The sequence below is a fragment of the Sphingobacterium sp. JUb56 genome, from assembly GCF_014191365.1.
GTDB classification, from domain to species: domain Bacteria; phylum Bacteroidota; class Bacteroidia; order Sphingobacteriales; family Sphingobacteriaceae; genus Sphingobacterium; species Sphingobacterium anhuiense.
Genome location: NZ_JACHWL010000001.1, coordinates 3,790,828 through 3,817,074, shown reverse-complemented (window position 1 = coordinate 3,817,074; position 26,247 = coordinate 3,790,828). Strand labels below are relative to the sequence as shown.

Below are 26,247 nucleotides of genomic sequence, written 5' to 3'. Positions count from 1 at the left end.
AAAAAAGCCCTAGCTAAATGCTAGGGCTTAATATGATCGAGTTGATGTTAAAAACTATTTAGCGTTTTTCTCATCACCTTCCATTTGCTCTTTCAATTGTGCAAGAACGTCTAAGTCACCTAATGTAGATTTCTCAACTGAATCTTTTACTTTTTTAACAGCATTGTTTGCTACTTTAGCTTCTTTTTTACGAGCATTGAATTCTTCAACACGTGCTTCAGCTCTTTCATCTTCCCAGATACGAGAGTGAGAAATTACTAGACGTTTGTTTTCTTTGTTGAATTCAATGATTTTGAATGAAGCAACTTCGTCAACTTTAAGTGCAGAGTTATCTTCTTTTACAGAGTGTTTAGATGGACAGAATCCTTCAACACCATATTGTAAAGCAACGATATCACCTTTGTCACCAACTTTCAACACAGTACCTTCATGAACTGAATCAATTGTGAAGATTGTCTCGAAAGTATCCCAAGGGTTTTCTTCTAATTGTTTGTGACCTAAAGATAATTTTCTGTTTTCTTCATCTAATTCTAAAACAACAACGTCTAATTTTTCACCAACTTTAGTGAACTCGTTAGGGTGGTTGATTTTTTTAGACCAAGATAGATCAGAAATATGGATTAAACCGTCGATACCTTCTTCTAATTCTACGAACACACCGAAGTTAGTCATGTTTTTAACTACTGCAGTTTGTTTAGAACCAACTGGGTAACGCTCAACAATGTTTTTCCAAGGATCTGGAGTTAATTGTTTGATACCTAGGCTCATTTTACGCTCTTCGCGATCTAAAGTTAAGATCTCAGCTTCGATTTCATCGCTTACTTTTAAGAACTCTTGTGGAGAACGTAAGTTTTGAGACCAAGACATTTCAGAAACGTGAATTAAACCTTCAACACCCGGGATGATTTCTAAGAAAGCACCGTAATCAGCAACTGTTACGATTTTACCTTTTACTTTAGAACCAACAGCTAAGTCTTTATCTAAAGATTCCCAAGGATGCTCAGAAAGTTGTTTCAAGCCTAAAGCGATACGTTTTTTCTCATCATCAAAATCTAAAACAACTACGTTAATAGTTTGATCTAATGATAATACCTCTTTTGGATGCTCGATACGACCCCATGAAATATCAGTAATGTGAAGTAAACCATCAACACCACCTAAATCGATGAACACACCGAAGTCAGTGATATTTTTAACAGTACCTTCTAATACTTGACCTTTTTCTAATTTAGATACGATTTCAGATTTTTGGTTCTCTAAATCGTTTTCAATTAATACTTTGTGTGATACGACAACGTTTTTAAATTCGTGGTTGATTTTAACAACTTTGAATTCCATTGTTTTACCTACGTAGATATCGTAATCACGGATAGGTTTAATATCGATTTGAGATCCAGGTAAGAATGCTTCAACACCTTTGATATCAACGATAAGACCACCTTTAGTACGACTTTTAACAAAACCGTTAATGATAGCATCATTTTCCAATGCTTCATTGATAGCTTCCCAAGATTTTTGAGTTTTAGCACGTTTGCGAGATAATACTAATTGTCCATTAGCATCTTCTTGCGACTCTACGAAAACGTCAACTACGTCACCAACTGCCAATTCTGGTAAGTCACGGAATTCAGATAATGAAACCAAACCATCAGATTTGAAACCAACATTCAAGACAACGTCTTTATTGTTGATAGAAACAACAGTACCTTCGATAATTTCACCTTGATTGATTTGGTTGAAAGTACCTGCGTATTGTTCTTCTAATTTAGCGCGCTCAGCATCGCTGTAATTTCCGAAACCTTTATCACTAGCATCCCAGTCGAATTCGCCTTCTGGAGTGATCCATGTGTTAGATTTGATTTCTTCGATTAGTTTTGAATCAGCCTCTGATTCAATTTTTTCTGTGTCTTTCACCACTCTGGTGTCAGCGCCTTGTAGCTCCGCGTTTTTCGCTGCTAACTCTTTTTCTACTTCTTGTTTTTTTGCCATTAATTATTTTTTCTCCTTTTCCCCACATTGTAGGGACTGCAAAAATACGAAAAACTTTTATTAACAAGTATTTATATCTATTTTTTTTTAAATTGTTATCCACATTTATTCAATTACTAGCAGTTTTGAACAAAATTGACTGTTAAAACATAATTGGATTACGACTCTTCCACATGGAATTGGGGCATATGTTCCTAATAATTGTTCTAATCTGGCAGTGGTTGTAGGGCGTAAATTACTTCGATTTGGTTGTACAGGTACATTTGAGAAATTATTGAGCAGTATGATCGAATTGTAACGTAAAAAATAGGGGCTATGAATTTTATTGATTTTGAGGGAGATAGGGATTGTGCTTTTTTTTCTGGTAGCCGATATTTAAAAGCAGAATTAATAAGAAGATTGGACAGCTGTTCCGATTTACAGTGTAATAAACTAATTTTAAAAAAATAGACGATTTCTCAAGCCGAACTATAAATTTTCGTTATTTGCTCTGAATGAATTGTAGGATTTTGGCCTTACGATTTTAATACTTTGTTTGGACAGAGCAATGGCCGCATTTAGTTCGTAACCTATTAGTAATATTAATGTATTGAGATACATCCAGATCATGATGACAATTAAAGTTCCAATAGATCCATATAGCTTATTGTACGTGCCAAAATGGTTGATATAGAATGCGAATCCGGAGAAAGTTAGAATAGCTAAAATAGTAGCTAAAGTTGCTCCAGGGCTAAATATTTTCCAGCGACGGGAAGAGGTTGGTGCAAATTTATAAAGGCAGCTTACAGTAAAGAAATATATACCGAATATTACGAACCAACGAGCTGCCTTTATGACAAAGGCCCAGAAACTATTGGTTATAGCAATACTATCTTTTAGATAATTAACAACAATGCCAGCATAAGTAAATATAGTCATTCCTATGGTTAAAGCTGTTATGATCAAAAAAGCGAGTCCAAGCGCAATCATTCTACGTTTTACCCACGTACGTTTTTCAGCAATAAGAGAGGCTTTATTGAAAGCTCGCATCATGGAGGCCATTCCATTGGTAGCAAAGTAAGCTGCCAATATAAAACCGAAAGATAAAAGTCCTCCATTCTGATTTTTAATAATGTCTTCTAATGTAGTCTCCACTACTTCATAAGCATTATGTGGAATGACTACTTCCAAAAAATCTAAAAGTTGTTCTTGAAAATTGTCTATTGGTATATAAGGGATCAATGTAAATAGAAAGATGATCCCCGGAAAAATAGCCAGCATGAAACTATAAGAAAGTGATGATGCTTTGCTTAAAATAGAGTCACGAGATATTTCTTGAAAAAAGAATATGGCTACAGTATAGAGCGGCAAGGATCCAAATCCAGGTAAAATCACTCCTTTACTCCATTCAATAACTTGATTGTAAGGTTTTAATTTCAATAAGTATTGATGAATATTGGACATGTTTATTCAAAGTATTGCGCCATTTTTTCAAGAAAAATGGCGGGTGGCATTGTGGGTTTGTTCTTACTGATATCAACAAATACAAGTGTTGTTTCACCTGTATTTAGGAGCTCTTCTTTTTCATTGAACAGTTCATATTCAAAAACTATTCTTACTGCAGGTTTTTTTCTGATTGTGGTTTTAATCGTTATTAAATCATCGTACCGTGCAGGTTTAATGTATTTACATTTCATCTCCATAACCGGTAGCATAACACCCATCACCTCCAGTTCACGGTATGATATTCCAGTGCTTCGTAGCATTTCGGTTCGAGCTATTTCGTAGAATGCAGCATAGTTTCCATAGTACACATAACCCATTTGATCGGTTTCTGCATACCGTACACGTGTTTGATATTCGAATTGAAACATACTATTTTTTGATATTTCGTTCGTCTAATGCTTTTTGAAATTTGCGGGCGTTTATTTGATGTTCAGCGACATTAGTAGCAAAAGCATGGTATCCAGAAAAGTCTTCTTTAGCACACATATAAATATAGTCGTGATGCTTATAATTTAATACAGCATCTATGGCAACAATACTAGGCATCATAATAGGACCTGGAGGAAGACCTTTATAGATATAGGTGTTATATGGATTATCGGTTCTTAAATGTTTATTCAATACACGTCGGATAGTAAAATCTTGAGTGGCAAAAATCACTGTCGGATCAGCCTGTAAAAGCATTCCTTTTTTTAATCTGTTGAGATATAACCCAGCGATAGCGGGCATCTCGTCTTTGTGAAGTGCTTCACCTTTAACGATGGCAGCAAGGGAACTAACTTCTTGTGGTGTCAGGTTGATTGCTTTTGCTTTTGCTAAGCGATCTTTTGTCCAGAATTTTTTCCATTCATCATGAAAACGTGCAAATAATTTTTCGGGCGCAGTATTCCAATAAAGTTCATATGTATTTGGAATAAACATTGCAATGAAATTATCTTTAGTAAAACCGTATGACTTTGCTAGATTCTCATCATTTAATAGTTTTAAGAACGTGATAGAGTCAGCCTCGAAATTTTCTGCAAGTTTACCTGCAAAGTTTTCCTTTAAGCGGATATTTTCGAATCTAAATTTAACAGCATCTTGATAGCCTCCTCTCAAATTACCGATAAATCTTCTGTTGTTCATACCTGGAGTCAAAGCATAACGACCAGGCTTAACACTCTCTGTATAATTCTGATATTTGGCAGCGCGATCAAAACTATTTGGATCTTCCACTATTTTTTGATCTTTTATTTTTTGTAATACTTGTGGATAAGTATCACCGGTATTGATATACAGGTATTTTTGATTATCTGTAACATTTGATGCTAGGAAAGTGGTGTAAGCTGTCCAGCCGAAATATCCTCCAATAATAAAGATTAGGAGTGCAATGATTTTTAACCAATTTGGTATTCTCTTTTTATTTTCCATATTTATGGATTTGTTTTTTGTTTTTGCGTTGAAGAAGGAGCTGTTACTGGTGGAGTAGCAGGGACAGTATTGGACAACGTAAGATCCACTTTAGATCCTATGCTAGTGATCCCGGTTTCTAAACCGGGAAATTGAGTGATAACACGAGCTGTACTGGTGTCTGAAACACCAATGTCGTAAGTCACCGTACCCAGAGCTAATCCTATACCCTGTAGTGCAAATTTTGCCTCCGTAACTGTTAATCCCGATAAATCCGGTATTTGAACTTCATTTGCGCCCTGACCATTACCCAATATTAAATCAATTTTAGATCCTTTTGGAATCATTCTTCCATCACGGATAGATTGCCCTGCAAATTGGGCATCTAAAACAATATCTCTTGCTATGTCTGCAATATAAGTTGTATCACCTATACGTAAATTATGATTTTTTAGTATAGAAGATGCTTCAATTAATGTTTTATCCTTGATTTTTGGAAACGCAATTTCTGGTGCTACCTGTGTAATAATAGTTAAGTAGATGGTACGTCCGCTTTTTACATGAAATTTAGCTTCGGGATCTTGTTCAATCACTAGACCTGGTTTAGCATCCATTTGATAAACGGAATCAATTTGATATTCCAAGTTCGCATTTTCTAATGCTGAGATAGCAGCATTAATATGTAAGCCTTTTACTTGTGGAACTTCTATCGATTCATCGTGTTTGGTATATACTTTTAAACCAAGATAGATGAATAGGAAAATTGCTAAAACAAATCCAATAGCGATTAGAATGTTGTTTCTAAACGTATTCGTTTTTAAATACTGTAATATTTTTGACATTTATATTTCTTTAAAAAATCATTTTATCGTATATTTTCTAAGCAAGATTAAAGCCACTATTTTTGTTCAATATCTGCCCTTTTAAATATTGAACAAAAATATTCGTTTTTCTGTGTATAGCAAATTATATTTGTTAGAAGAATCACGATAATTTTATGAAAACAAAAATAGCATTAATAACTGGAGGTTATACAGGTGAAGCGGAAGTTTCTTTTAAAAGTTCTGCATTTGTATACTCACAGCTTGATCACAATAAGTACGATATCTATCAAATTACGATTACCAAAGATGCATGGTTTTATGTTAGTGATTCAGGAATAAAGCATGCAATCAATAAAGAAGATTTTACTTTAGTGCTTGATGATAGTATTGTTCAGTTTGAATTGGCTTTTATAATGGTTCATGGTTCACCCGGTGAAGATGGGCGATTACAGAGCTATTTTGACTTAGTTGGCATACCTTATACATCATGTGATGCTTTGACTTCGGCGCTAACAATGAATAAGGGATATACAAAAGCGATTTTGGCAGATCTTAATGATTTGTTTTTAGCTAAATCTGTATTATTGTTTGAAAATCAGCGCGCTCAAGCTGTTGAGCTGGTAGAAGATAAATTATCCCTGCCTTATTTTGTAAAACCTAATGCTGGAGGTAGTAGTATAGGTATGACCAAAGTAAAAGTGGCAGATGAACTAAAAGTAGCTATTGATAAAGCTTTTGATGCTGAGAACACCGGTAGCCAGGTTATTGTTGAGGAGTTTGTAAACGGCCGTGAATTTTCGGAAGGTATTTATCGTAATGTCGACGGAGAATTGGTTGTTTTGCCGGCTACTGAAGTGAAAACAACACGTGAGTTTTTTGATTTTGAGGCAAAGTATATTCCTGGGCTTACAGAAGAAATTACACCAGCGGATCTGGATGTAAATCAGCAATTGCGTATAGGAAAGATTTTAAAAGAGATTTATGTGCGATTGAATTGTAAAGGAATGGTCCGTATTGATTTCTTTTTGGAAAACGATACGGATAAGTTTTATTTTATTGAAATCAATACCATTCCAGGGCAAACTCCCCAAAGTTTTATTCCTCAACAAGTTCGCGCCGCCGGATTGACGGAGCAAGAGTTTTACGGTAATTTAATCGAAGTGGCACTAAAAAAATAACTTCAGTATGAGATTTTAAAAGTTACATTACAACTTCTTGTAATGTAACTTTTTTTATTTTCTAAAGTCAAATTTCGTTAGATCAGGACTAAATTCTTTCGTTCTTTTGAGCTCTTCCTGATAGATAATTTGGCCTATGTTTTTTAGAAATGGGTAGGTGACAGTTTCATATTCGTAGATTCCATCATTATAAATTCCATTTTCATTAGATTGGATTACTACAGCCAATAAGAACTCTATCCCTTTTTCAAAATCAACAATGTATGCGTTATCAATATTATAACCATATGAATCTCCATATTTATTGAAAATGCGAATATTTGGATTTATTGTTGCCTTTTTATCACGGCCATAAAAAAGCAATTTACTATATGTTGGCCAGAATTCAGTTGTGTCATATTTAGGGTAATCCGACTCAAACGGATAACGTGACATGTAGTCGTACAAAAATGAATAATCATCATTTGTTAATTTGAATCTTTTGCGAGCATCGAATGCTTCTGGGAAAAGTAATTTTTTCATGATCAGTTGCTGATCATCTAATGGGTAAACATTTAACCCTTCAAAACTCCATTGTTCATGAATAAGCTCGTCTTTGTCATTCATGTAACCTTTTCCTTGACGGGTATTTTCTAGCTTAATAGGGTAGTCGTTTGGATCAAATTGGGCATCCTGTTTATAGAGGGTTTTATCTTCTAAGTAGAAAGTAATGGGATTGGTGTGTTTTGCCCAGACACCTTTGTCACCTGTGGCCAGTCTATTGACAATGCGTGAGTTTTGTGCGCCATGCTTTTGTAATTTGCTGTTTAATTCAGCACGTCCGATAAATTCAAAAAGTCTGTTCTGTGCATCATTGTCACTCGTCAAAAGGATTTTTTTAATATATTGACCAACTGACGGAAGACCGTTTTTAGCAGACTCGTCTTGTACAACAGCTGTTTGTTTCTCATAAGAAGAGTCGATTCTTAACGGTGTATCTTTTGATAATCCAGCAATTTTTAGCTCATTTATTTTTTCTAATGCTAGGATTGCCGTTGGGAGCTTTACCGTGCTGGCAGGATAGAAATACCAGTTTTGATTTAATCTATAACTGAATGATTTAAAATGTGGCACATTATTTTTATCCCGATCAATTTGCGTGTAGAGAATTTGAACTTCATTTTTACTCGGGTGATCTAAGATCTTTTGAAACAATTCGGGATGGCCTTGTAATAATTTTTCGAGGTAAATTGTATCCATTTTTTGAGCAAATATTTGAGACGACAGCAGAATGAAAAATAGTGTCATGATCTTATGCATTGTATTTAATATCATTACATATAATTTTGATATAGCAGTTAGTTCTAAAATATTAATGGCTTCATAAATTGAAGCCATTAGTACTACTTACTATTATATTCCTTAATTGCTTTTAGCAGTTTGTTTTTATCAATTAGCTTTAATATCGCGGGGCTGTCACCTACCAATGGTTTTAAATTATCAGGTGTAAGTGCCAATATTTTGCCATTTACACCTGATTGAATATATCCAATCGTTGGCGAATTAAAATCTGAAGTAATACTGTATGTTCGAATTTTTCCAGAATCAATTAAAAAGGCCCAGCACGTATCTAAAGGGATTCCCTTAATTCTTCTATTATCAAAGGTTGTACGGTAAATTTCTTTTGTCTCTTTAGGATTAATAGTGTGTATTATTCCCTTTGATTTCCACCTTAAATCACAATGATTTGTTTTTAAGTCAATTTTTATTTTAGTTTTTTTTGTAAAGCTACTATCATTGAGTAAAACTATAGTAAAATCATATTTACCACTTGTGGGATCAGCATTATTAAAACCATAGTATCTAGGGCTATAAACTCCAGGAGTATTAACAGTTCCATAAGGAGTTGATATTCGACTAGGGGGAATAGAAAACTGTGCTTTTACAAGATTGATGTTTCCTAAAAATAATAGCGTAATAAAAAAAATAGACCTTTTAGTATTTATATAAATTAAATTCATAGAATTCGAATAGTCTTTGATTTTAACTTTTATTTTCTGACGTACACCTGAAAGCTATAGTCGAAAGCATGTTTCTCATCTTTTTCATGCTTATCTTCACTTTTTAATGTCCATTCATGTGCTGGTAATTCTGGAAAGTAAGCATCTCCATCAATAGTTGTATGCAACCTGGTCAATAATATTTTATCCGCGAAAGGTAACGTTTGTTTAAATATTTCGCCACCACCAATAACAAAGATCTCTCTTTCATCTCTGCAATAGTTTAATACTTCTTGAAAGCTATTGGCGATGTCCACATCATCAGATTTTGCGGTCATGTCTCTTGTCAAGATAATATTTCTGCGATCTGGTAATGGTTTACCAAGAGACTCAAAAGTTTTTCTCCCCATAACCACACTATGTTCAAGTGTATTTTTTTTGAAATATTTAAGATCATTTGGTAAATGCCAAGGCATTTTATTTCCTTTACCGATTACATTATTTTCAGTAGCGGCGACAATTAATGTTATTTTAAGTTTACTCATTTCTATAGGTTACACATGTATATAAGGAAGATTCTTTTTAAACTGCTACAGGAGCTTTAATATGCGAATGGGATTCATAATTTAACAACTCGAAGTCTTCAAATTTAAAATCAAAGATATCTTTTACTTCGGGATTGATTTTTAATTGAGGTAAAGCCTTTGGTTCACGGCTCAATTGTAATTCTGTTTGTTCGAAGTGATTACTGTATATATGGGCATCTCCTAAGGTGTGAATAAATTCAGCAGCTTCCATATCACAAACCTGTGCCACCATCATGGTTAATAAAGCATAAGAGGCAATATTAAATGGTACACCTAAAAAGATATCTGCACTTCTTTGATATAGCTGACAAGACAACTGTGGTTTTAAGATTCCATTTTCAGGATCAGCAGGAGCAACATAGAATTGAAAAAATGCATGACAAGGAGGTAAAGCCATATTTTCAATTTCTGCAACATTCCAGGCAGACACAATGATTCTTCTTGAATCGGGTGAAGTCTTCAATTGCTTGATTATTTTTTCAATCTGATCGATATGGCCTCCATCAGGAGTTGGCCATGAACGCCATTGTGATCCATAAACAGGACCTAAATTACCATTTTCATCTGCCCACTCATCCCAGATACTGACACCATTGTCTTTTAAATATTTGATGTTTGTTTCACCTTTCAAAAACCAGATCAATTCATGGATAATTGATCTTAAATGTAATTTTTTTGTAGTAACAAGTGGAAAGCCCTCCTTTAAATTGAAACGCATCTGATATCCAAATACACTTTTAGTTCCAGTTCCAGTACGGTCAGTTTTAATAACCCCGTTTGTATATACGTGCTTTAGTAAGTCAAGATATTGTTTCATTGTAAATAGTTGCTTTTATTTATTTTGTGATTAACAAATAGCATCTTTTTGGCTGTAATATACCAACAAAGATGCTCGCTGTATAATCATGTAATATTCTATACGAAGGTAAGATTTTTTGAAGTATTCTCACGAAAATTTATAAAAGTGTGCACATCATTTTCATATGTGGTATACTATCATAGCAATGTAAAGAAAGACGGTAAAATAAAGAAATCAAAACTGATATTGTTAAATTTTGGATCATTAAAATCTCATAATTAATTGAAAAGCGTTTAAATCAGAATTAAGAATTTTCATTTGGAGCTTTTTGTTGTATTTTTGCAAAATCATTATGAGTAAAAAAGTAGCTTTCTATACCTTAGGATGTAAATTGAATTTTTCAGAAACATCCTCCATAGGTCGTGTCTTTCAAGATGCGGGTTATGAAACCACGCCATTCAATAGTGCGGCAGATGTTTACGTTATTAATACATGTTCAGTCACGGATCATGCAGATAAGAAATGTCGCAAGGTAGTAAAGGAAGCACTTAAATATTCACCTAATGCTTATATCACCATTGTCGGTTGTTATGCGCAGTTGAAACCAGCTGAGATTGCTGAAATCCCGGGAGTGGATATGGTTTTAGGTGCCGCAGAAAAGTTTAATATTATCGAACATATCAATGATCTGACAAAAAACGAGAAGGCTGTTGTCCATAATGCACCAATTGATGAAACCAATCAATTTGTATCTGCCTATTCAATCGGTGACCGTACGCGTACATTTCTAAAAGTACAAGATGGATGTGATTATTCTTGTACATTTTGTACAATTCCTCTTGCTCGTGGAGCAAGCCGTTCAGGGAAAATTGAGGATATCGTACGTCAAGCCGAGGAAATTGCGGCATCTGGCGTAAAAGAAATTGTGCTAACGGGTGTAAATATCGGTGATTTTGGTATCCGAGACGGTAAACGACAAGATAAATTCTTAGACCTTGTAAAGGCTTTGGACGAAGTGTCAGGAATAGACCGTATCCGTATTTCTTCGATAGAGCCAAATCTTTTGGCCAATGAGATTATTGAATTTGTAGCACAATCAAAACGTTTTGTTCCACATTTTCATATGCCTTTACAGTCTGGAAATAATAAAGTATTGAGTATGATGCGTCGGCGTTACAAGCGAGAGCTGTATGCACAGCGTGTGGAGAAGATTAAGGAATTAATGCCGGATTGCTGTATTGGCGTTGATGTCATTGTAGGATTTCCTGGAGAGACTCGTGAAGACTTTATCGACACTTACAATTTTTTAAATGACATGGACATTTCCTATTTGCATGTCTTTACTTATTCTGAACGTGAAAATACAATAGCTGCACAGATGGAAGGGGCAGTCCCTGGATCTCAGCGCAGTGACCGTAGTAAAATGCTGCACATTTTGTCAGAGAAAAAACGTCGTGCTTTCTATGAGAAACAATTGGATAAAGTAGGCGAAGTACTTTTTGAGAGTGATGAGAAGGACGGATATATGCATGGTTTCTCCAAAAATTATGTGAAAGTTCGTACAGCCTACGATCCTTTGCTGGTCAACGAAGTTGCACATGTGAAATTCTTATCGATCACAGATGGTTGTGAAGTTGAAATAGAAGAGTTAAAAGAAATATTAGCACACTAATGCTAGATGATATAAAAGATAAGGGCTCAATTCGATTAGAATTGAGCCCTTGTCGTTATGCAACTTTTTCCTTTTTAGCATTTAACCAAATGACGGTTGCTAATATCATGAATACACCTATCCATTGAATAGGACTTACAGTTTCTTTAAGTATGAAGTATGACATAGCAGTTGCTACTGGTAGTTCTGCAGAACTTAAAATACCACTTAGAGAATAACCGATTTTAGGAATTCCATAAGCAAATAATAATGGTGGAATAACAGTTCCGAAGAAAGAAAGAATAAGTCCGAAATGCCATATGCTGTCACCTAAAGCTCCCGATATTAAAAATGTTGGCGGAAAGATGGAACAGATCATGATGCAGGATCCAGTGACCATTAATGCACTTTTTTGAACTGGCGGATAGTCATTTCCAACTCGTCCGTTAACAATTAGAAATACTGCATAAGCAGTTGCTGCTAATACTCCGTAGGTAATGCCGGTCCAATTGAGTTTATCGATTCCTTGTTCAATAAGACCTGTTGCAAATACAGTGCCTATAAGTACAATTGCAATACCAATCAATTGACGATTAGTAGGTCTATTTTTGAATATAATATATTCAATTAACGTTCCTATCCAGATGTATTGCATTAATAGAACAATCGCCAATGAAGCAGGCACTAATTGAACGCATTTGTAATAAACTAAACTTACTAGACCTGTAGAAATACCACTGATAACAATTTTCCATTTATTAGATTTTTTAGAGAAACCATGATTTGCTTTTGGGTTTAGTAACTGAATCAGTAGATAAACTGCCCATAAGATAATCATTCCAAAAATAGCTTGTACTCCAGTTACTTGCCCTAAAGTGTAATCTTGCGCATATGCTTTTTTGACAAATGTTGACAACAGTCCAAAACTACTTGCACCGACAAATACAGCAATAGCACCTTTTAATTTTTCCATATTATATTTTACAAATTCCGACAAAATTACAATTTGAAAAGAGATATGAAGAAAGAAGGGCTTGTTTGTCAGTTAAATTTGGTTTTATTACATTTACCTAACATTTGATATTGATATGTCTATAAAACGTAATATATTATTTTTTTTCAGCCTGATACTTTTACTCAGTAGTTGTTCAGTTAATAAAAAGGTGAACAGTAACAGTGGCCACAGCAGTACAGTTTTGACAGATGCCAGTGAAGCTAGAGGTAAGAATTATAGTACAAGCTCATTAGATAATTACGCAGATCTTTTGCAAGTAAAGAAAAAGGAACTCAATCCTACGCTTTATTCTTTTATTGACGAATGGATGGGTATACCACATCGAATGGGAGGTGCAACAAAAAGAGGGGTGGATTGTTCAGGTTTTGTTAATATATTATATCTTAAAGTATATAAAGAGAATTTACCTCGTTCATCTAGAGATATGGATGGTGCAATTAAGAGCAAGCGAAATTCCCAACTTAAAGAAGGTGATTTGGTTTTTTTTTCGTTCGGGGGACGTAATGTGGATCATGTTGGCGTATATCTGCATAATAATAAATTTGTACATGTATCGACAAAAAAAGGTGTTATTATTTCTGACTTAAAAGATTCGTGGTACGCCAAATATTTCACGAATGCTGGAACACCAAAATCCTGATTGGTAATACGAATTCCCTTTTTTATGTCAAATAATAGATAAAACTTTATAAAGCTATTTTAATCCTTATTTTTGTCAAAAACTAAAATAAAGATGAGTATCAAGGGTAAAAAGATTTTTTTGGGTTTATGTATTGTTGTACCATTTCTAATTTACTGTGTTTACTACTACAGTAATATGATTAGCAATGCGCCTTTCCGTTTCACAGATTTTCAGTCTGTGGTCTTTCGATACGGTGAGCCGAATCATATGGATAATCAGTATGATTCAAAAACTGGAATTTTTCAGTATGTGACCAAAACAAACGAGATAGAGCGTGATACGGTTCGCATGACTAAAGATGATTTGCTTTACTTACATCGGAAAGCTCAAGAATTAGGTTTTTGGAATTTGGATGATGACATGACGGGACCTGAAGCAAAAGTAAATCCTGAAACAGAAACGCCTCGTTTTTATTTAGAGATGAATTATAAAGACAAATCAAAAAAAGTCACGATGGACGCTGATTTTGCTGGTAATGAAAAAATGCGAAATGCAGGAAAGTCTATGATCGATGAAGTCAACCGAATATTAGCCGCGGCTCAATCTAGATCAAACGTTAAGTAGATAAAATAAAATATTATATACAAAAAAGGGATAATCATATGATTATCCCTTTTTTGTATATAAATTAACAGTTTGTTAAACATCAGGTGACTATTGATTCATATTAGAGTATTAGCTTCGGCTTTAATTATGTTATATATTCAAATGAAAAATATTTTTGCTGTTGCAACAGCTTTATCTTTAAGTTACACGGTTAGCGCTCAGGAAATTGCAACAGGTGTTGTTTTTGATGATATCAATAAAAATGGAATTCTTGATAAAAAAGAACGGGGTATACCAAATGTCTCTGTGAGTAATGGGGTAGAGGTCGTTCAAACTGATGCCCAGGGTCAATATAAATTGCCTGTTGATGAAGACAATATTATTTTTGTTATTAAACCTGCTGATTACGCACTACCGCTTAGTGCAGCAAATCAACCACAATTTTATTATATACATAAACCTCAGGGAAGTCCGGAATTGACCTATAAGGGAGTTTCACCTACTGGAAAATTACCTAAGGATATCAATTTTGGTTTGACAGCTCAATCTGAATCAAGAGATTTTTCTGCGTTTGTATTTGGAGATCCACAAGCTTATGATATGACCGAAATGGATTATTTTAAAAGAGGAATTATAGATCGTATATCCAATAAAAATGCTGCTGTGTTTGGGATCAGCTTAGGAGATCTAGTTGGTAATGATTTGTCATTGCATCCGGCATATAAAAGTACAATTTCATTAATGGGTTTACCCTGGTATAATGTAATTGGTAATCATGATTTAAATTTTGATACAAAAGAAGATAGCTATTCGGATGAAGCTTTTGAAGCTTCTTTTGGTCCCGCAACTTATTCTTTTAATTATGGAAATGCTCACTTTTTAGTTCTTGATGATATTATTTATCCTAATCCTGATACAGGAAAAGGATATAAAGGAGGTTTGCGTAAAGATCAATTGGAGTTTATTGCCAATGATCTGAAGTTTGTGCCAAAAGATAAGTTAATTGTATTGGCTTTTCACATCCCGCTTGAACATGAAAATTCTGAGGTTTTTCGTACTGAAGATCGTGATCGATTATTTGATATTTTAAGTGAATTTCCCCACACACTTTCTTTATCGGCTCATACACATTTCCAGCAACAAAATTTCTTTGGCGCTAAGGATGGCTGGAAGCAATCAAAACCGCACCATGAATATAATGTAGGAACAACTTCTGGCGATTGGTACTCTGGAGAACTGGATGAAAATGGAATACCTGTATCGACCATGCGAGATGGTACCCCAAAAGGTTACGCTATTTTAAATATTAAAAATAATCAATATACATTTGATTATAAGGTGGTAGGGAAAGATGAGGCTTATCAAATTGCACTATCTGGACCATCAATTGTAGATCAAAAATATGTACAACGATACCCAGTTTATGCAAATTTTTTTATTGGAAAAGAAGGTGATCAAGTATTATATCGTATAAATGATAGTCAATGGAAAGAAATGGATCAGGTCAAAGAAGTTGATCCATCCTTTGATGATGCGGTTAAGCAGTATGACCTAGCAACCGATTATAAAGAAGGAAGAAGGCCTTCTGATGGTACTAATAGTTCTCACTTATGGAGATTGAAATTGCCAAAGTTAAAGACAGGAAAATATAAAATTGAAGTGAAAGCCTCTGATTTATTTAACCGGATACATACAGCTGTAAAGGAAATTGAGGTTGTAAATAAAACAAAATAGTAAATAACCATATAAAACCGTGAAGCAACCTTTTTAAGGTTGCTTTTTTTATAAATAATGATGAAAGATTAAACTTTAGTTAAGGATTGCTTAATATGACAACTTTATATTTGTATCAGAGTAATTTTTGATTCATATAGTAAAGGGTTAATGTGGGGTCTGTTGGGAAACACACCCAGAAATTTAGTTTGTTTTTAAAAAGAAAGGTAATCTTGGAGAAGATTACCTTTTCTTTTTTTATTGTAAATGTGTATGATCTATTTTTATACTTAAGTTACGCAGATCATCAGATGCAGGACTTTCAAAAACTTCTAGTTTGAAGTATGTAATGACAGCAAATAAATGGTCAAATAAATCAGATCGGATACCTTCATAGATCTCAAAGCGGGTGTCATTTGAAAATACGTATATTTCTAATGGTACTCCATGTTCTGTCGGATCCATTTGACGTACCATACTGATCATATCCTTGTTTATGTTTGGATTCTGTCTAATATATGCTGTCGCATAAGCTCTAAACAGACCGATATTTGTCATTTTGCGTCCATTTACAGGCATGGATTGATCGGCTTGACTTCTATTGTTGTATTCGCTAATTTCTAACCTGCGTTGTTCAATAAAAGGTTTAAGAATTTGAATTCTCTCTAAATCTTTGATTTCTTCCTCAGTCATAAACCGAATAGTGGAAATTTTAATATTTATTGCTCTTTTTATTCTTCGTCCCCCAGAGGTCTGCATACCTCTATAATTTTTAAAAGAATCAATCAGTAAAGTATGCGTGGGTATTGTGGTGATGGTTTTGTCAAAATTTTGCACTTTCACATTATTTAGGTTGATTTCGATAACTGTCCCATCGGCATTATGTTTTGGCATTTCAATCCAGTCACCCACCCGTATGGAGTCATTGGCAGAGACAGATATACTTGCGACAAAGCCAAGGATGGTGTCTTTGAATACCAGCATTAAAATGGCAGAGGCAGCTCCTAGCGAGACCAGAAATGATAACGGAGAAATACCTGTTAAGATAGAAAAAGTAATGGTTCCTCCAATGCAGATTAAGACAATCTGAGAAACCTGCAAATAACTTTCCAATGGTTTGTCAGCAAAGCTTTTTCTAGTTTTAAGGATATCACGTAGTGTTTTTAATGCAGAATGCACAATGAGCATAATGTTTAAAACTAGCAAGATCTCTATTCCTTTATTGATTGCTTCTAACCAATTTGGAAATCCTAGAAATATGATTGGACTGATCTGCTGGGCAATGAAAAGTGGAATGAAGTGACTGATGTATTTCAGCGTTTTATTTTTTATCAAATAATCATCTATTGAGTTTTTCGATTTTATTATAAAACGGGTTACAACAGAAAGGATTACCTTTCTGGCTATAAAGTCTATAATTAATAAAATTAGAATAACTAAAAATAATAGAACGATGGAATTGATTGTATGTGCCCATTCACTATTGAAACCTGCCTGTAAAAGTTTATGATAGGACCAATCGTAAAATTTTGATTGAGATTGTTTATTTATTTCTTCTAAATAGTCTGTAGTAGATAGCTGCATCTACAAATATAAAAAAAAGCCATTCGACAGAATGGCTTTTTTATTATTTAGCGCCTAAAGGCATATTTTTATCGTGTTTATGTTTGAAAAGAATAGCAAAAAGAACTGCTAACACCAAAGTATAAAGCGAAAATGTTAACCAGATATGATGCCAGTCTTTAAGGATCAAATTTGTATTGAATAAACCATTTTCACTAATGGAGAGTCCTCGTTCTTTAACTAAATTGATTAACTTATTATTATTTACATCTGTATCTAAAAATGAAGCGAGCTGTTTCACATTAGTAAATGAAATGGAGAAATATTTGTCGATGATCCATCCTGAAACTAAACTGCCAAATACTGCACCAAAACCATTGGTCATCATCATAAATAGGCCCTGCGCAGAACTTCTTATTTGCGAACTAGTGGATGTTTCTACAAATAAGGAACCTGAAATATTAAAGAAATCAAAAGCCATACCATATACAATACATGATAATATGATCATCCATAAACCAGAAGATGGATCGCCATAAGCAAATAAACCAAAACGCAATACCCAAGCAAACATGGATATCAGCATAACCTTTTTAATTCCGAATCGTTTTAAGAAAAATGGTATGGCAAGAATAAATAGCGTCTCAGATATCTGTGAAATTGACATGATGATCGTTGAGTATTTGATTACAAACGAATTTGTATATTTAGGAAAGAATTTAAACTCATCTAAAAATACATCTCCATATGCATTTGTCAGCTGAAGAGCAGCACCTAAAAACATGGAAAAGATAAAAAACAATGCCATCTTATAATTTCCAAATAATTTGAAAGCTTCCAGACCTAGTGTACGTACCAGAGATGATTGCTCGCTTTTGATATTTCTAGGTGGACATTTGGGAATAGAAAAAGAAAACAATCCTAAACCTACTGCGGAGGCTCCGGCAATATAAAATTGCATACCTGTTGCTTTACTGCCTGTCAAGTTAACAATCCACATGGCTGCAATAAAACCAATAGTTCCCCAAACACGGATTGGGGGGAATGCCTTTACCAAGTCATATTTCCCTTGAGTGAGCACAGTATATGCGATGGAATTTGATAGGGCAAGGGTTGGCATGTAGAAACACATGGCAAGGAGCATCGCATAGAAAAAAGTAACAGGATCATTTATTTGTGGTAGATAAAAGAGTACCGCCGCATATAAAAGATGTAATACCAAATACAGTTTTTCAGCGTTAACCCATCTGTCTGCGATAATTCCCATTAAAGTAGGCATAAACAAAGAGGCAAAACCCATTGTTGCAAATATAGCTCCAAACTGGGTACCGTCCCATTGCTTAGTACCAAACCAGTAATTTGCTATTGTAATTAACCAAGCTCCCCACACAAAAAATTGGAGGAAGTTCATAATGGTCAACCTTAATTTAATAGACATAAGTAATATAGAGTTGAGTTTGTTTTTTTGTCGATGATTGTGACCTTATTTTCTACGTGATATCTCATCACGGATTAATGCAGCCTGCTCATAGTTTTCATCATGAAGGGATTGTTCGAGAACCGTTTTTAATTGTTCATCTGTAAGGCTTGAGAAAGGATTTTGAATTTTTGATTTTTCTTCTTTGACATCATCTTCAACGATTTCAGCATTTACTGCATTTTCTAGATTTTCAAGAAAGGCAAACTCATTGCCTTCGATAACGATGCCGGCAGAAGATAAGATGAAGTCGTAAGCATAAATGGGTGTTCCAAAACGAACGGCTAGTGCAACAGCATCTGAAGTTCGGGCATCGATTTCTACAGTTTTTTCTCCATCTGAACAGATGATTTTGGAATAAAAAATGCCTTCTATTAAATTATATATAAGAACTTCCTGTATATTAATTTGAAAAGCTTTTGCAAAATTTTGAAATAAATCATGTGTTAGAGGACGACTGGGAACCATCTTTTCTATTCTAATCGCAATAGCTTGTGCTTCGTGACTTCCTATTATGATAGGAAGACGGCGATTACCTCCAGACTCGCCAAGCACTAATGCATATGCACCTGATTGCGTCTGACTGTAGGATAGTCCAATGATGTCTAACTTGATTTTCTTCATTATGATACCTTTACGGTTTACAAATTTAGATAAATTTGCTTAGATAAGCAATATAATCAAGGAGATATAAAGGTAATTTTATTCATTTATACCTATTTTAAGTGACTTACATAATTATACTCGGGTAATCATTATATGCTCTGTGATAGGGTGTTTAATAGTAGAAAATGAAAAAATAATTTGAAATAAAAAAACTCCATTAACAAATAAATTGCTAATGGAGTTTTTTATTCAGGAACTTTATATTCCTTTGTAAGCTTTTAAAGCTGTGATTAATTTAGGAATAACCTCAAATGCATCTCCAACAATTCCATAATCTGCTACTTTGAAAAAAGGAGCTTCAGGATCTTTGTTGATCACAACAATTGTTTTTGAAGCACTGACCCCTGCTAAATGTTGTATTGCTCCTGAGATACCAATTGCAATATATAAATTGGGACTTACCGCTATTCCCGTTTGTCCAACGTGCTCAGAATGTGGTCTCCATCCCGCGTCAGAGACCGGTTTTGAACATGCTGTAGCCGCACCAAGTACATTAGCAAGTTCTTCGATCATACCCCAGTTTTCTGGACCTTTCAATCCTCTACCTGCGGAAACAACAATTTCTGCCTCAGGTAATGAAATTTTATCTGTTGTTCTAATGATATCCTTAACAATCGTACTAAAATCTGACGCATCCAAACTCGGAGAATAGGTTTCAATAGTTGCTGTTCCTTCGGAATCTTTTGCTTCAAATGAATTGGGATTAACAGCAATTACTTTGACAGCCGAAGTTAATGCGACATAAGCAAAGGCCTTGCCTGAAAAAGCTCCAGTTTTGACTTGTAGCGTTTCTCCATTTATACTAGGTAATTCAATAGCTCCGTCGGCTAAACCAGCTTCTAATTTGGCAGCAACCCGCGGGGCTAACCCCTTTCCAGAAAAAGAATTTGACAATACAACTATTGATGCGCTTGATGATTTTGCTACATCAACGATGATAGCGGCGTAAGCCTGGTTTACAAATGACTTTAATTGTTCTGTATTGACATTTAATACCTTACTTGCTCCATATTTACCCAAAATACTTAATTGCGATTCTTCAACATTACCGATTGATAATGCAATAACTTGAGTTCCCGATTGTTCTGCAATAGCTTTAGCATAAGAAACAACCTCAAATGCTGATTTCTTGAACTTACCGTCTGTATTTTCTACATATACTAATATTGACATATTCTTTACGATTAGAGTTGATTAAATAACTTTTGCTTTTTCATGCAAAAGAGAAACTAATTTTTCGACATCTCCAGCATCAACCAAAGTGACAGCACCGCGTGGAGCCGGAGTTTCAAATTTGACAATATGCGACAGTTGAGCTACCTCAATAGGTTCAATCACATCTAATGGCTTCGTTCTAGCGGTCATAATACCTCTCATATTCGGTATTTTTGTTTCTGCGACCCCTTCAGCTGTACCAATGACAGCTGGTAGATTTAAAGTTAGAACTTCTTTTCCACCTTCGATTTCTCGTTCTACAGTTGCACTATTGCCGTCAATATCTAGTTTTTTACTGATAGAAACGGAAGGAATATTTAGGATCGTAGCTACGAGAGCTCCTACTTGAGTTCCATTATAATCAATCGATTCTCTACCGGTTAATATAAGATCAAAGCTGTTGTCTTTTGCATAATGAGCAATCTGATTGGAAACAAACCAAGCATCTCTTGGTAAGGCATTTATTCGTATTGCATTATCTGCACCAGTCGCTAGAGCTTTTCGGATAGTAGCCTCAGTACTTGCGTCCCCAACTGTTATAACAGTTACGGTGCCTTTACCGCCTTCAGCCAAATCTATTGCTTTTGATAAAGCAATTTCATCGTAAGGATTCACTATGTATTGCACACCAGCATTATTAAAAGCGGTGTTGTCATTGGTGAATGTAATCTTGGAAGTAGTGTCAGGGACATTACTTATACACACTAATATTTTCATAATTTATTACCGTTTTATACAAACCTAATATAATTTACTTTAAATGTAAAGATAATTTGGCAGAGTACCATACTGCCTGCAATGGAATGTTGAGTTGTGTTTTTGTTAAAATAAAGGTTTGTAAATTATTTTATCGATAATTTAAGGTCTTTAAATATGGTTTTATTTATTAAATGTGTATTTTTTATTGTGGGTTGACTAAATTTTATACTGCTTATGATTCGTCAATGGTTTGTCATTTTTGTATGCTAGCATAGTAATTAGGTGTTGAATTGAACTTTTAAGCTTCTTTGATTATTTGTAGCTTTACCGGTGTAAAATTAAAAGCTATACATCATGTCAGACCGTTTAGAACAATTGAAGGAGTTTTTGAAAGATTCTCCACAAGATCCTTTTTTGAAATATGCTTTGGCTACCGAATATTTAAAATTGGGAAATCAAGATGAGGCGCTTAAGGGGTATACTGATCTGATAAGTAATCATGCCGATTATGTTGGAACTTATTACCACTTAGGGAAACTTTATGAGAAAATGAATCGTGTAGAAGATGCACGCGATATTTATAAGAAAGGTATGGTCATAACACAACAAAAACGCAATATGCATGCGTTAAGTGAATTGCGCGGAGCATTAAGTTTATTGGAAGGAGATGATGAAGATGAATATTAACATTTTTTTAACATTTTAATCTTGCTTTTTGGTACTTAATTTGTCTATATCTATGTGGAGATTTGAGAAAGAGTTTTAAAGAAGATGAAAAGGCTATTTATTATATTATGCTGTATCTTATTTGTTTTTATTGCATGCGATAACCAACGTAAAGGTGCTGAGGCAGTTAAAGACAAACAAGATCACCAAAGCGCCACTCTACATGAATTGAGCGGAGCATACAGCGGAGTAATGCCTTGTGCAGATTGTGACGGGATCGAAACTGTTTTAAAGTTAAATCAAAATTTCTCCTATAGTTATACCTCAAAATATCTTAATAAAAGTGATGAAGTATTTGTCAAAGATGGAAAGTGGAAGTTTGAAAATAATGTGATCACGCTTGAAGGAGTGGATTATAAATTCAAATTGGGTGAAAAGGCAAAGCTTTGGCAATTGGATTTATCAGGTAATGAAATCGTCGGAGAATTGGCAGAGAATTATAAGTTAGAAAAACTAACACAATAATCATTTTAATAAAATCACATTAACAAAAAAAGACCTTCAAATTTTGAAGGTCTTTTTAGTTTCGTTCTATTTGCAGATCTCTTTGAGGTGATTAACAACAAAGTCTACTTCTTCTTTTGTATTGTTTCTACAGAAAGAAAAACGTACTGAAGGTCTTGTGCCGTCCGCCCTTATTGCTCCTAGTACATGCGATCCGATATCGGTTCCAGAACTACAGGCACTTCCACCCGAACAGGAAATACCAGCAATATCTAGATTGAATAATAACATATCTGCCATATCCGTACATGGAAATGATACATTTAAAACAGTGTATAGCGCTTTATTTGGCTCAGTGACACCATTAAATTTAATATCTGGAATTGCTGTCTGCAATTGTTCAATCATATAAGATTTTAACCCCTGTATGTAAGCACTATGTTCTTCCATATGTTCGTAGCTCAGTTCTAAGGCTTTTGCTAGTCCTGCGATACCATATACATTTTCAGTTCCACCACGCATATTACGTTCTTGTGCACCGCCATAAATCATGGGTTTGATTTTCGTATTGGCATTAATGTATAGAAAACCAACTCCTTTCGGTCCATGGAATTTATGTCCAGCTCCCGTTATAAAATCAATTTTTAGCTTGCTTAGATCATGTGGATAGTGACCCATAGTTTGGACAGTATCAGAATGAAAGATTGCTTTATACTTTTGACATATTTCTGATATTTTTTCAATATCATTTAAATTTCCAAGTTCATTGTTACCATGCATAATGGAAACGAAAGTTCTAGGATTTTTTGAGAGTAAGTCTTCTAATTGATTTAAATCAATATTACCATGAGAATCTACATGCAGTAAGTCGAGATGAACTTTTCCTGATTTTTCCAATTCTTCTAATGTATGAAGCACAGCATGGTGTTCTATTGGTGTAGTGATCGCATGTGTAATTCCAAAATCTACAATAGAACGTACAATTGCCATGTTATCAGCTTCTGTACCACCAGAGGTAAAGAAAATTTCAGATGGAGAAGTATGTAAGATTTGCGCAATGGATTTACGCGCCTTTTCAACAATTGTTTTTACTTGTCGTCCATGTGAATGAATAGAAGAAGGGTTTCCAAAATTATTTTCCATGGTGTCTATCATGACACGAATGACTTCTGGATCTAGCGCTGTAGTTGCAGCATTATCAAAATATACTTGCATAATGGACAAAATTAAGTAAAAGTAAGTTTACTTATTTAGTGGTATTGAGATTATTTAATAAAATTGCTTGTTTTTGATTTTTTAAAAAAGGTCAGTGTGGCAAGCAAAGCCCCCAAAAGACCTAGATAAGCGAGGATATCACCATTTTTTGTGTAAATAGTCAATTCCTCACTGAGGTTGATTTCTTGTGTTAAGGATGCAGGTACCCACCAATCTGTTTTTTGAATGATGTCTCCGCGCTGGTTGATAAAGCCCGATATTCCCGTATTCGCAGAGCGGGCTACCCATCTTCGATTTTCAATGGCTCTTAGCTTTGCGTAATCTAAATGCTGATCTTTACCAGAAGTATTTCCCCACCAACCATCATTTGTAATGATGGCAATAAATTGGGCCCCTTGTTGGATATATTGTGCAACATAATTCCCCCAGATAGACTCATAACAGATGACGGGAGCTGCACCGATACCACTTTGTGAATAAAATACCGATGGTTTATCCTGTTTTCCATATCCTCCGGTCGTTCCACCAAATGCACTAAATAGAGGCTTTAAGAAATTAATTGCAGTGCCAAATGGCATTTGCTCAACACCGGGAACTAGTTTCGATTTATGATAAAATTGTAGTTTGGAAGACACGTCAACTAAAGTTGCCGCATTGAAATTGTCTTTATATAAGTTTGGTCCTACTTCTCTAGCAGTACTTGTTCTTTTATCGTTATATAATCTATAACTCTCTATCCCAGATAATACATTGCCATTTTTATAGTCATTTAGAAAATTAATAAGCGAATCAAATGTACTTGTACTTCTAAAATCTTCCTCATCGAAATCACCTCTTTGTGACAATGCTGTTTCTGGCCATATAAAAAACTCTGTGTTCGGCTTTGCAACAGATTTTGATAATTGCATCAAAGTTTGCAATTGTTCTTCAGGGCTGATATGACCAAATTTTCCAAATGGGTCAATATTAGGTTGGACAGTTACAATCTGAGAAGGGTTAATATGCTCTTCGTACGTCATATAGCGAATGACAGAGTATGAAGAGGGGATAAGCAATAATAACGCTAACATAATAGTTATGGTGCGGGGTTTTGCTAAAATATTCATTTCTTTCTTGTTTAAATAAAGTAAGAAAATTAAAATATTGCTTAACCATATCCACACTGTACCACCATACACTCCAGTAAACTCATACCATTGAATTAATTGATGAAAATTAGAGAACCCATTACCTAAGGTCATCCAGGGAAATGCCAGATCCCAGGATTGGTGTAAATATTCATAAGATATCCAGAAGGCCATTAATCCAAATAGGGAAAGAATAATGGATGTTTTTTTCCTCATTTGATAATATAATCGAAATGCAAGTGCCATTAATAATGATCCTAATAAAAAAGGAATGAGTGAAATAAAAATGGCAATGTACCAAGGCATTACTGCAGATATTGAATTGTATACCCAATAAATAGAGGCTGTATTCCATAGCACTGCCGTTAATCCTGCTGTAAAAAAAATCTTTTTACCTTTTTTAATATAGGTTTGATTACGGATGATATTTTCAACTGCGATTAAGAGCGGGAGAAAGGCAATTAATAAGATCGGACTACTATAGGGGACGGGTGGCCAGCCTAACCATAATAAAAAGGCACTTAAAAGTGCCAGTAAATATTGATTTCTCACGATTAAATTTGAGATAAAATTTCGTTTTTCTTGTTTTCGTATTCTGCCTGTGTAATCAACTGTTTGTCAAAGAGGTTTTTTAATTTTCTTAATTTGAGTGTTATCTCATCATCTTCTTCAACTATAGTAGCTGCTGTTACCTCAATAGTTGGCGGAATCATAGTTTCGGGTACAATAGTTTCATTGACCTCTTCCACTATAGGCAAGGATGGTGTGTTTTTAGAGGCAGGTTCTTCTTCTATTATAGGTTGATGAATTTCAAATGAGGGAGCTGTCTGCTTAGGAGCGGTTACAATAAATTTTTCTCTCTCCTGCTCGATCTCTTTTAATTTAGATGTTTCTAAAGCCCCTTTGATTAGCTGGTATAATTTACGTGCCTGTACTTTAGGGATGTAATCAATACTTAAATTTTCCCCAGTACTAGGGATTACGGTAACCTTAGAACCAAAAATTTCTTCTTTAAACGCGATATCTTTGATATCTTTCCAACTGAAAATTTCAAAATCTGTTGCTAAGCCCAGCTTTGTAAATTCACACATGAAAATACGTTTGTTACTAATCGTTATACTGTCGGGAAGAATGGTAACGGCAGGTTTTTTCTGTACGGCGATATAATCAATTCGCTCTCCCTCTGTCATCATATCTTGCAATTTGACAACTAACTTTTCTACAATTTTTATGTCCTGGCCATCAATGGCAAAAAGTTCAAAGTTCATGTTAAATCTA

General features: G+C 34.6%; 25 protein-coding genes. 7 read left to right on the top strand and 18 right to left on the bottom strand.

Annotated features, from left to right (window positions below):
* Positions 1–54: 54 nt before the first annotated feature.
* The 5 genes from rpsA to FHR29_RS16245 all read right to left on the bottom strand — a co-directional run bounded on the left by rpsA (position 55) and on the right by FHR29_RS16245 (position 5,705).
* Positions 55–1,989: a 30S ribosomal protein S1 gene (gene rpsA / locus FHR29_RS16265; protein WP_132844577.1), complete on the bottom strand. Its 1,935-nt coding sequence runs from the start codon at positions 1,987–1,989 to the stop codon at positions 55–57.
* Positions 1,990–2,457: 468 nt separating this feature from the next.
* A complete protein-coding gene (locus FHR29_RS16260; RefSeq protein ID WP_132844576.1) occupies positions 2,458–3,432 on the bottom strand; it encodes a YihY/virulence factor BrkB family protein in 975 nt (324 codons plus the stop codon).
* 2 nt (positions 3,433–3,434) lie between these two features.
* Positions 3,435–3,842 (bottom strand): thioesterase family protein, encoded by a 408-nt coding sequence (locus FHR29_RS16255; protein WP_132844574.1) that lies wholly within the window; start codon positions 3,840–3,842, stop codon positions 3,435–3,437.
* A 1-nt stretch (position 3,843) separates the two neighbouring features.
* Entirely contained in the window at positions 3,844–4,884 is a 1,041-nt protein-coding gene (gene mltG, locus FHR29_RS16250) for an endolytic transglycosylase MltG (RefSeq protein ID WP_183915788.1), read from the bottom strand.
* A 2-nt stretch (positions 4,885–4,886) separates the two neighbouring features.
* Positions 4,887–5,705: a PASTA domain-containing protein gene (locus FHR29_RS16245; RefSeq protein WP_132844570.1), complete on the bottom strand. Its 819-nt coding sequence runs from the start codon at positions 5,703–5,705 to the stop codon at positions 4,887–4,889.
* A gap of 155 nt (positions 5,706–5,860) precedes the next feature.
* On the opposite strand from FHR29_RS16245, the gene FHR29_RS16240 reads away from it, so the two are divergent.
* Positions 5,861–6,865: a D-alanine--D-alanine ligase gene (locus FHR29_RS16240; RefSeq protein ID WP_132844568.1), complete on the top strand. Its 1,005-nt coding sequence runs from the start codon at positions 5,861–5,863 to the stop codon at positions 6,863–6,865.
* A 54-nt stretch (positions 6,866–6,919) separates the two neighbouring features.
* On the opposite strand, the gene FHR29_RS16235 is transcribed toward FHR29_RS16240, so the two are convergent.
* The 4 genes from FHR29_RS16235 to FHR29_RS16220 all read right to left on the bottom strand — a co-directional run bounded on the left by FHR29_RS16235 (position 6,920) and on the right by FHR29_RS16220 (position 10,248).
* Positions 6,920–8,104: a serine hydrolase gene (locus FHR29_RS16235; protein ID WP_183915786.1), complete on the bottom strand. Its 1,185-nt coding sequence runs from the start codon at positions 8,102–8,104 to the stop codon at positions 6,920–6,922.
* A gap of 143 nt (positions 8,105–8,247) precedes the next feature.
* Positions 8,248–8,865: a hypothetical protein gene (locus FHR29_RS16230; RefSeq protein WP_183915784.1), complete on the bottom strand. Its 618-nt coding sequence runs from the start codon at positions 8,863–8,865 to the stop codon at positions 8,248–8,250.
* Between the two features lie 29 nt (positions 8,866–8,894).
* Positions 8,895–9,389: a dihydrofolate reductase gene (locus FHR29_RS16225; RefSeq protein WP_183915782.1), complete on the bottom strand. Its 495-nt coding sequence runs from the start codon at positions 9,387–9,389 to the stop codon at positions 8,895–8,897.
* 37 nt (positions 9,390–9,426) lie between these two features.
* Positions 9,427–10,248, bottom strand: a complete 822-nt coding sequence (locus tag FHR29_RS16220) for a thymidylate synthase (RefSeq protein WP_021190139.1) — start codon at positions 10,246–10,248, stop codon at positions 9,427–9,429.
* 334 nt (positions 10,249–10,582) lie between these two features.
* On the opposite strand from FHR29_RS16220, the gene mtaB reads away from it, so the two are divergent.
* Positions 10,583–11,902: a tRNA (N(6)-L-threonylcarbamoyladenosine(37)-C(2))-methylthiotransferase MtaB gene (mtaB, locus tag FHR29_RS16215; protein WP_183915780.1), complete on the top strand. Its 1,320-nt coding sequence runs from the start codon at positions 10,583–10,585 to the stop codon at positions 11,900–11,902.
* A 55-nt stretch (positions 11,903–11,957) separates the two neighbouring features.
* Here mtaB and FHR29_RS16210 read toward each other — a convergent pair whose 3' ends face one another.
* Positions 11,958–12,854: a DMT family transporter gene (locus tag FHR29_RS16210; RefSeq protein ID WP_168128375.1), complete on the bottom strand. Its 897-nt coding sequence runs from the start codon at positions 12,852–12,854 to the stop codon at positions 11,958–11,960.
* 190 nt (positions 12,855–13,044) lie between these two features.
* Between FHR29_RS16210 and FHR29_RS16205 the strand changes: the two genes are divergently transcribed.
* From FHR29_RS16205 to FHR29_RS16195, 3 genes are all read left to right on the top strand, one after another.
* Positions 13,045–13,536 carry an NlpC/P60 family protein gene (locus tag FHR29_RS16205; RefSeq protein WP_311732299.1) on the top strand — a complete coding sequence of 164 codons (492 nt, stop codon included), beginning with the start codon at positions 13,045–13,047 and terminating at the stop codon, positions 13,534–13,536.
* 93 nt (positions 13,537–13,629) lie between these two features.
* Positions 13,630–14,142: a hypothetical protein gene (locus tag FHR29_RS16200; RefSeq protein ID WP_232789200.1), complete on the top strand. Its 513-nt coding sequence runs from the start codon at positions 13,630–13,632 to the stop codon at positions 14,140–14,142.
* A gap of 144 nt (positions 14,143–14,286) precedes the next feature.
* Complete coding sequence (locus FHR29_RS16195; protein ID WP_183915778.1) at positions 14,287–15,858, top strand: calcineurin-like phosphoesterase C-terminal domain-containing protein; 1,572 nt, start codon at positions 14,287–14,289, stop codon at positions 15,856–15,858.
* Positions 15,859–16,095: 237 nt separating this feature from the next.
* Here FHR29_RS16195 and FHR29_RS16190 read toward each other — a convergent pair whose 3' ends face one another.
* From FHR29_RS16190 to FHR29_RS16170, 5 genes are all read right to left on the bottom strand, one after another.
* On the bottom strand, positions 16,096–17,421 hold the full coding sequence (locus FHR29_RS16190) for a mechanosensitive ion channel family protein (protein WP_168128378.1): 1,326 nt from the start codon (positions 17,419–17,421) through the stop codon (positions 16,096–16,098).
* Positions 17,422–17,464: 43 nt separating this feature from the next.
* Entirely contained in the window at positions 17,465–18,838 is a 1,374-nt protein-coding gene (locus FHR29_RS16185) for a nucleoside permease (RefSeq protein ID WP_132844556.1), read from the bottom strand.
* Between the two features lie 45 nt (positions 18,839–18,883).
* Positions 18,884–19,501: a bifunctional nuclease family protein gene (locus tag FHR29_RS16180; protein ID WP_132844555.1), complete on the bottom strand. Its 618-nt coding sequence runs from the start codon at positions 19,499–19,501 to the stop codon at positions 18,884–18,886.
* Positions 19,502–19,741: 240 nt separating this feature from the next.
* The gene (locus FHR29_RS16175) at positions 19,742–20,716 is read right to left on the bottom strand and encodes an electron transfer flavoprotein subunit alpha/FixB family protein (protein WP_183915776.1); all 975 of its coding nucleotides are present in this window, start codon (positions 20,714–20,716) and stop codon (positions 19,742–19,744) included.
* Between the two features lie 21 nt (positions 20,717–20,737).
* On the bottom strand, positions 20,738–21,475 hold the full coding sequence (locus FHR29_RS16170; protein ID WP_183915774.1) for an electron transfer flavoprotein subunit beta/FixA family protein: 738 nt from the start codon (positions 21,473–21,475) through the stop codon (positions 20,738–20,740).
* Between the two features lie 336 nt (positions 21,476–21,811).
* On the opposite strand from FHR29_RS16170, the gene FHR29_RS16165 reads away from it, so the two are divergent.
* Both FHR29_RS16165 and FHR29_RS16160 read left to right on the top strand, forming a co-directional pair.
* A complete protein-coding gene (locus tag FHR29_RS16165) occupies positions 21,812–22,144 on the top strand; it encodes a tetratricopeptide repeat protein (protein ID WP_183915772.1) in 333 nt (110 codons plus the stop codon).
* A gap of 84 nt (positions 22,145–22,228) precedes the next feature.
* Entirely contained in the window at positions 22,229–22,648 is a 420-nt protein-coding gene (locus FHR29_RS16160) for a copper resistance protein NlpE (RefSeq protein WP_132844550.1), read from the top strand.
* Positions 22,649–22,714: 66 nt separating this feature from the next.
* On the opposite strand, the gene FHR29_RS16155 is transcribed toward FHR29_RS16160, so the two are convergent.
* Genes FHR29_RS16155 through FHR29_RS16145 form a run of 3 tightly spaced genes read right to left on the bottom strand, consistent with a single transcriptional unit; the run spans position 22,715 to position 26,237 of the window.
* Positions 22,715–23,842 carry a cysteine desulfurase family protein gene (locus FHR29_RS16155; RefSeq protein WP_132844549.1) on the bottom strand — a complete coding sequence of 376 codons (1,128 nt, stop codon included), beginning with the start codon at positions 23,840–23,842 and terminating at the stop codon, positions 22,715–22,717.
* A 50-nt stretch (positions 23,843–23,892) separates the two neighbouring features.
* Positions 23,893–25,521, bottom strand: coding sequence for an apolipoprotein N-acyltransferase (lnt, locus tag FHR29_RS16150; protein ID WP_132844547.1), 1,629 nt, complete (start codon positions 25,519–25,521; stop codon positions 23,893–23,895).
* 2 nt (positions 25,522–25,523) lie between these two features.
* Positions 25,524–26,237, bottom strand: a complete 714-nt coding sequence (locus FHR29_RS16145) for a PH domain-containing protein (protein WP_183915770.1) — start codon at positions 26,235–26,237, stop codon at positions 25,524–25,526.
* Positions 26,238–26,247: the final 10 nt, after the last annotated feature.

What these genes read in the sequence shown, in the direction of transcription:
- rpsA (WP_132844577.1), bottom strand. Translation starts at nt 1,989, where the DNA reads ATGGCAAAAAAACAAGAAGTAGAAAAAGAGTTAGCAGCGAAAAACGCG.
- FHR29_RS16260 (WP_132844576.1), bottom strand. Translation starts at nt 3,432, where the DNA reads ATGTCCAATATTCATCAATACTTATTGAAATTAAAACCTTACAATCAA.
- FHR29_RS16255 (WP_132844574.1), bottom strand. Translation starts at nt 3,842, where the DNA reads ATGTTTCAATTCGAATATCAAACACGTGTACGGTATGCAGAAACCGAT.
- mltG (WP_183915788.1), bottom strand. Translation starts at nt 4,884, where the DNA reads ATGGAAAATAAAAAGAGAATACCAAATTGGTTAAAAATCATTGCACTC.
- FHR29_RS16245 (WP_132844570.1), bottom strand. Translation starts at nt 5,705, where the DNA reads ATGTCAAAAATATTACAGTATTTAAAAACGAATACGTTTAGAAACAAC.
- FHR29_RS16240 (WP_132844568.1), top strand. Translation starts at nt 5,861, where the DNA reads ATGAAAACAAAAATAGCATTAATAACTGGAGGTTATACAGGTGAAGCG.
- FHR29_RS16235 (WP_183915786.1), bottom strand. Translation starts at nt 8,104, where the DNA reads ATGGATACAATTTACCTCGAAAAATTATTACAAGGCCATCCCGAATTG.
- FHR29_RS16230 (WP_183915784.1), bottom strand. Translation starts at nt 8,865, where the DNA reads ATGAATTTAATTTATATAAATACTAAAAGGTCTATTTTTTTTATTACG.
- FHR29_RS16225 (WP_183915782.1), bottom strand. Translation starts at nt 9,389, where the DNA reads ATGAGTAAACTTAAAATAACATTAATTGTCGCCGCTACTGAAAATAAT.
- FHR29_RS16220 (WP_021190139.1), bottom strand. Translation starts at nt 10,248, where the DNA reads ATGAAACAATATCTTGACTTACTAAAGCACGTATATACAAACGGGGTT.
- mtaB (WP_183915780.1), top strand. Translation starts at nt 10,583, where the DNA reads ATGAGTAAAAAAGTAGCTTTCTATACCTTAGGATGTAAATTGAATTTT.
- FHR29_RS16210 (WP_168128375.1), bottom strand. Translation starts at nt 12,854, where the DNA reads ATGGAAAAATTAAAAGGTGCTATTGCTGTATTTGTCGGTGCAAGTAGT.
- FHR29_RS16200 (WP_232789200.1), top strand. Translation starts at nt 13,630, where the DNA reads ATGAGTATCAAGGGTAAAAAGATTTTTTTGGGTTTATGTATTGTTGTA.
- FHR29_RS16195 (WP_183915778.1), top strand. Translation starts at nt 14,287, where the DNA reads ATGAAAAATATTTTTGCTGTTGCAACAGCTTTATCTTTAAGTTACACG.
- FHR29_RS16190 (WP_168128378.1), bottom strand. Translation starts at nt 17,421, where the DNA reads ATGCAGCTATCTACTACAGACTATTTAGAAGAAATAAATAAACAATCT.
- FHR29_RS16185 (WP_132844556.1), bottom strand. Translation starts at nt 18,838, where the DNA reads ATGTCTATTAAATTAAGGTTGACCATTATGAACTTCCTCCAATTTTTT.
- FHR29_RS16180 (WP_132844555.1), bottom strand. Translation starts at nt 19,501, where the DNA reads ATGAAGAAAATCAAGTTAGACATCATTGGACTATCCTACAGTCAGACG.
- FHR29_RS16175 (WP_183915776.1), bottom strand. Translation starts at nt 20,716, where the DNA reads ATGTCAATATTAGTATATGTAGAAAATACAGACGGTAAGTTCAAGAAA.
- FHR29_RS16170 (WP_183915774.1), bottom strand. Translation starts at nt 21,475, where the DNA reads ATGAAAATATTAGTGTGTATAAGTAATGTCCCTGACACTACTTCCAAG.
- FHR29_RS16165 (WP_183915772.1), top strand. Translation starts at nt 21,812, where the DNA reads ATGTCAGACCGTTTAGAACAATTGAAGGAGTTTTTGAAAGATTCTCCA.
- FHR29_RS16160 (WP_132844550.1), top strand. Translation starts at nt 22,229, where the DNA reads ATGAAAAGGCTATTTATTATATTATGCTGTATCTTATTTGTTTTTATT.
- FHR29_RS16155 (WP_132844549.1), bottom strand. Translation starts at nt 23,842, where the DNA reads ATGCAAGTATATTTTGATAATGCTGCAACTACAGCGCTAGATCCAGAA.
- FHR29_RS16145 (WP_183915770.1), bottom strand. Translation starts at nt 26,237, where the DNA reads ATGAACTTTGAACTTTTTGCCATTGATGGCCAGGACATAAAAATTGTA.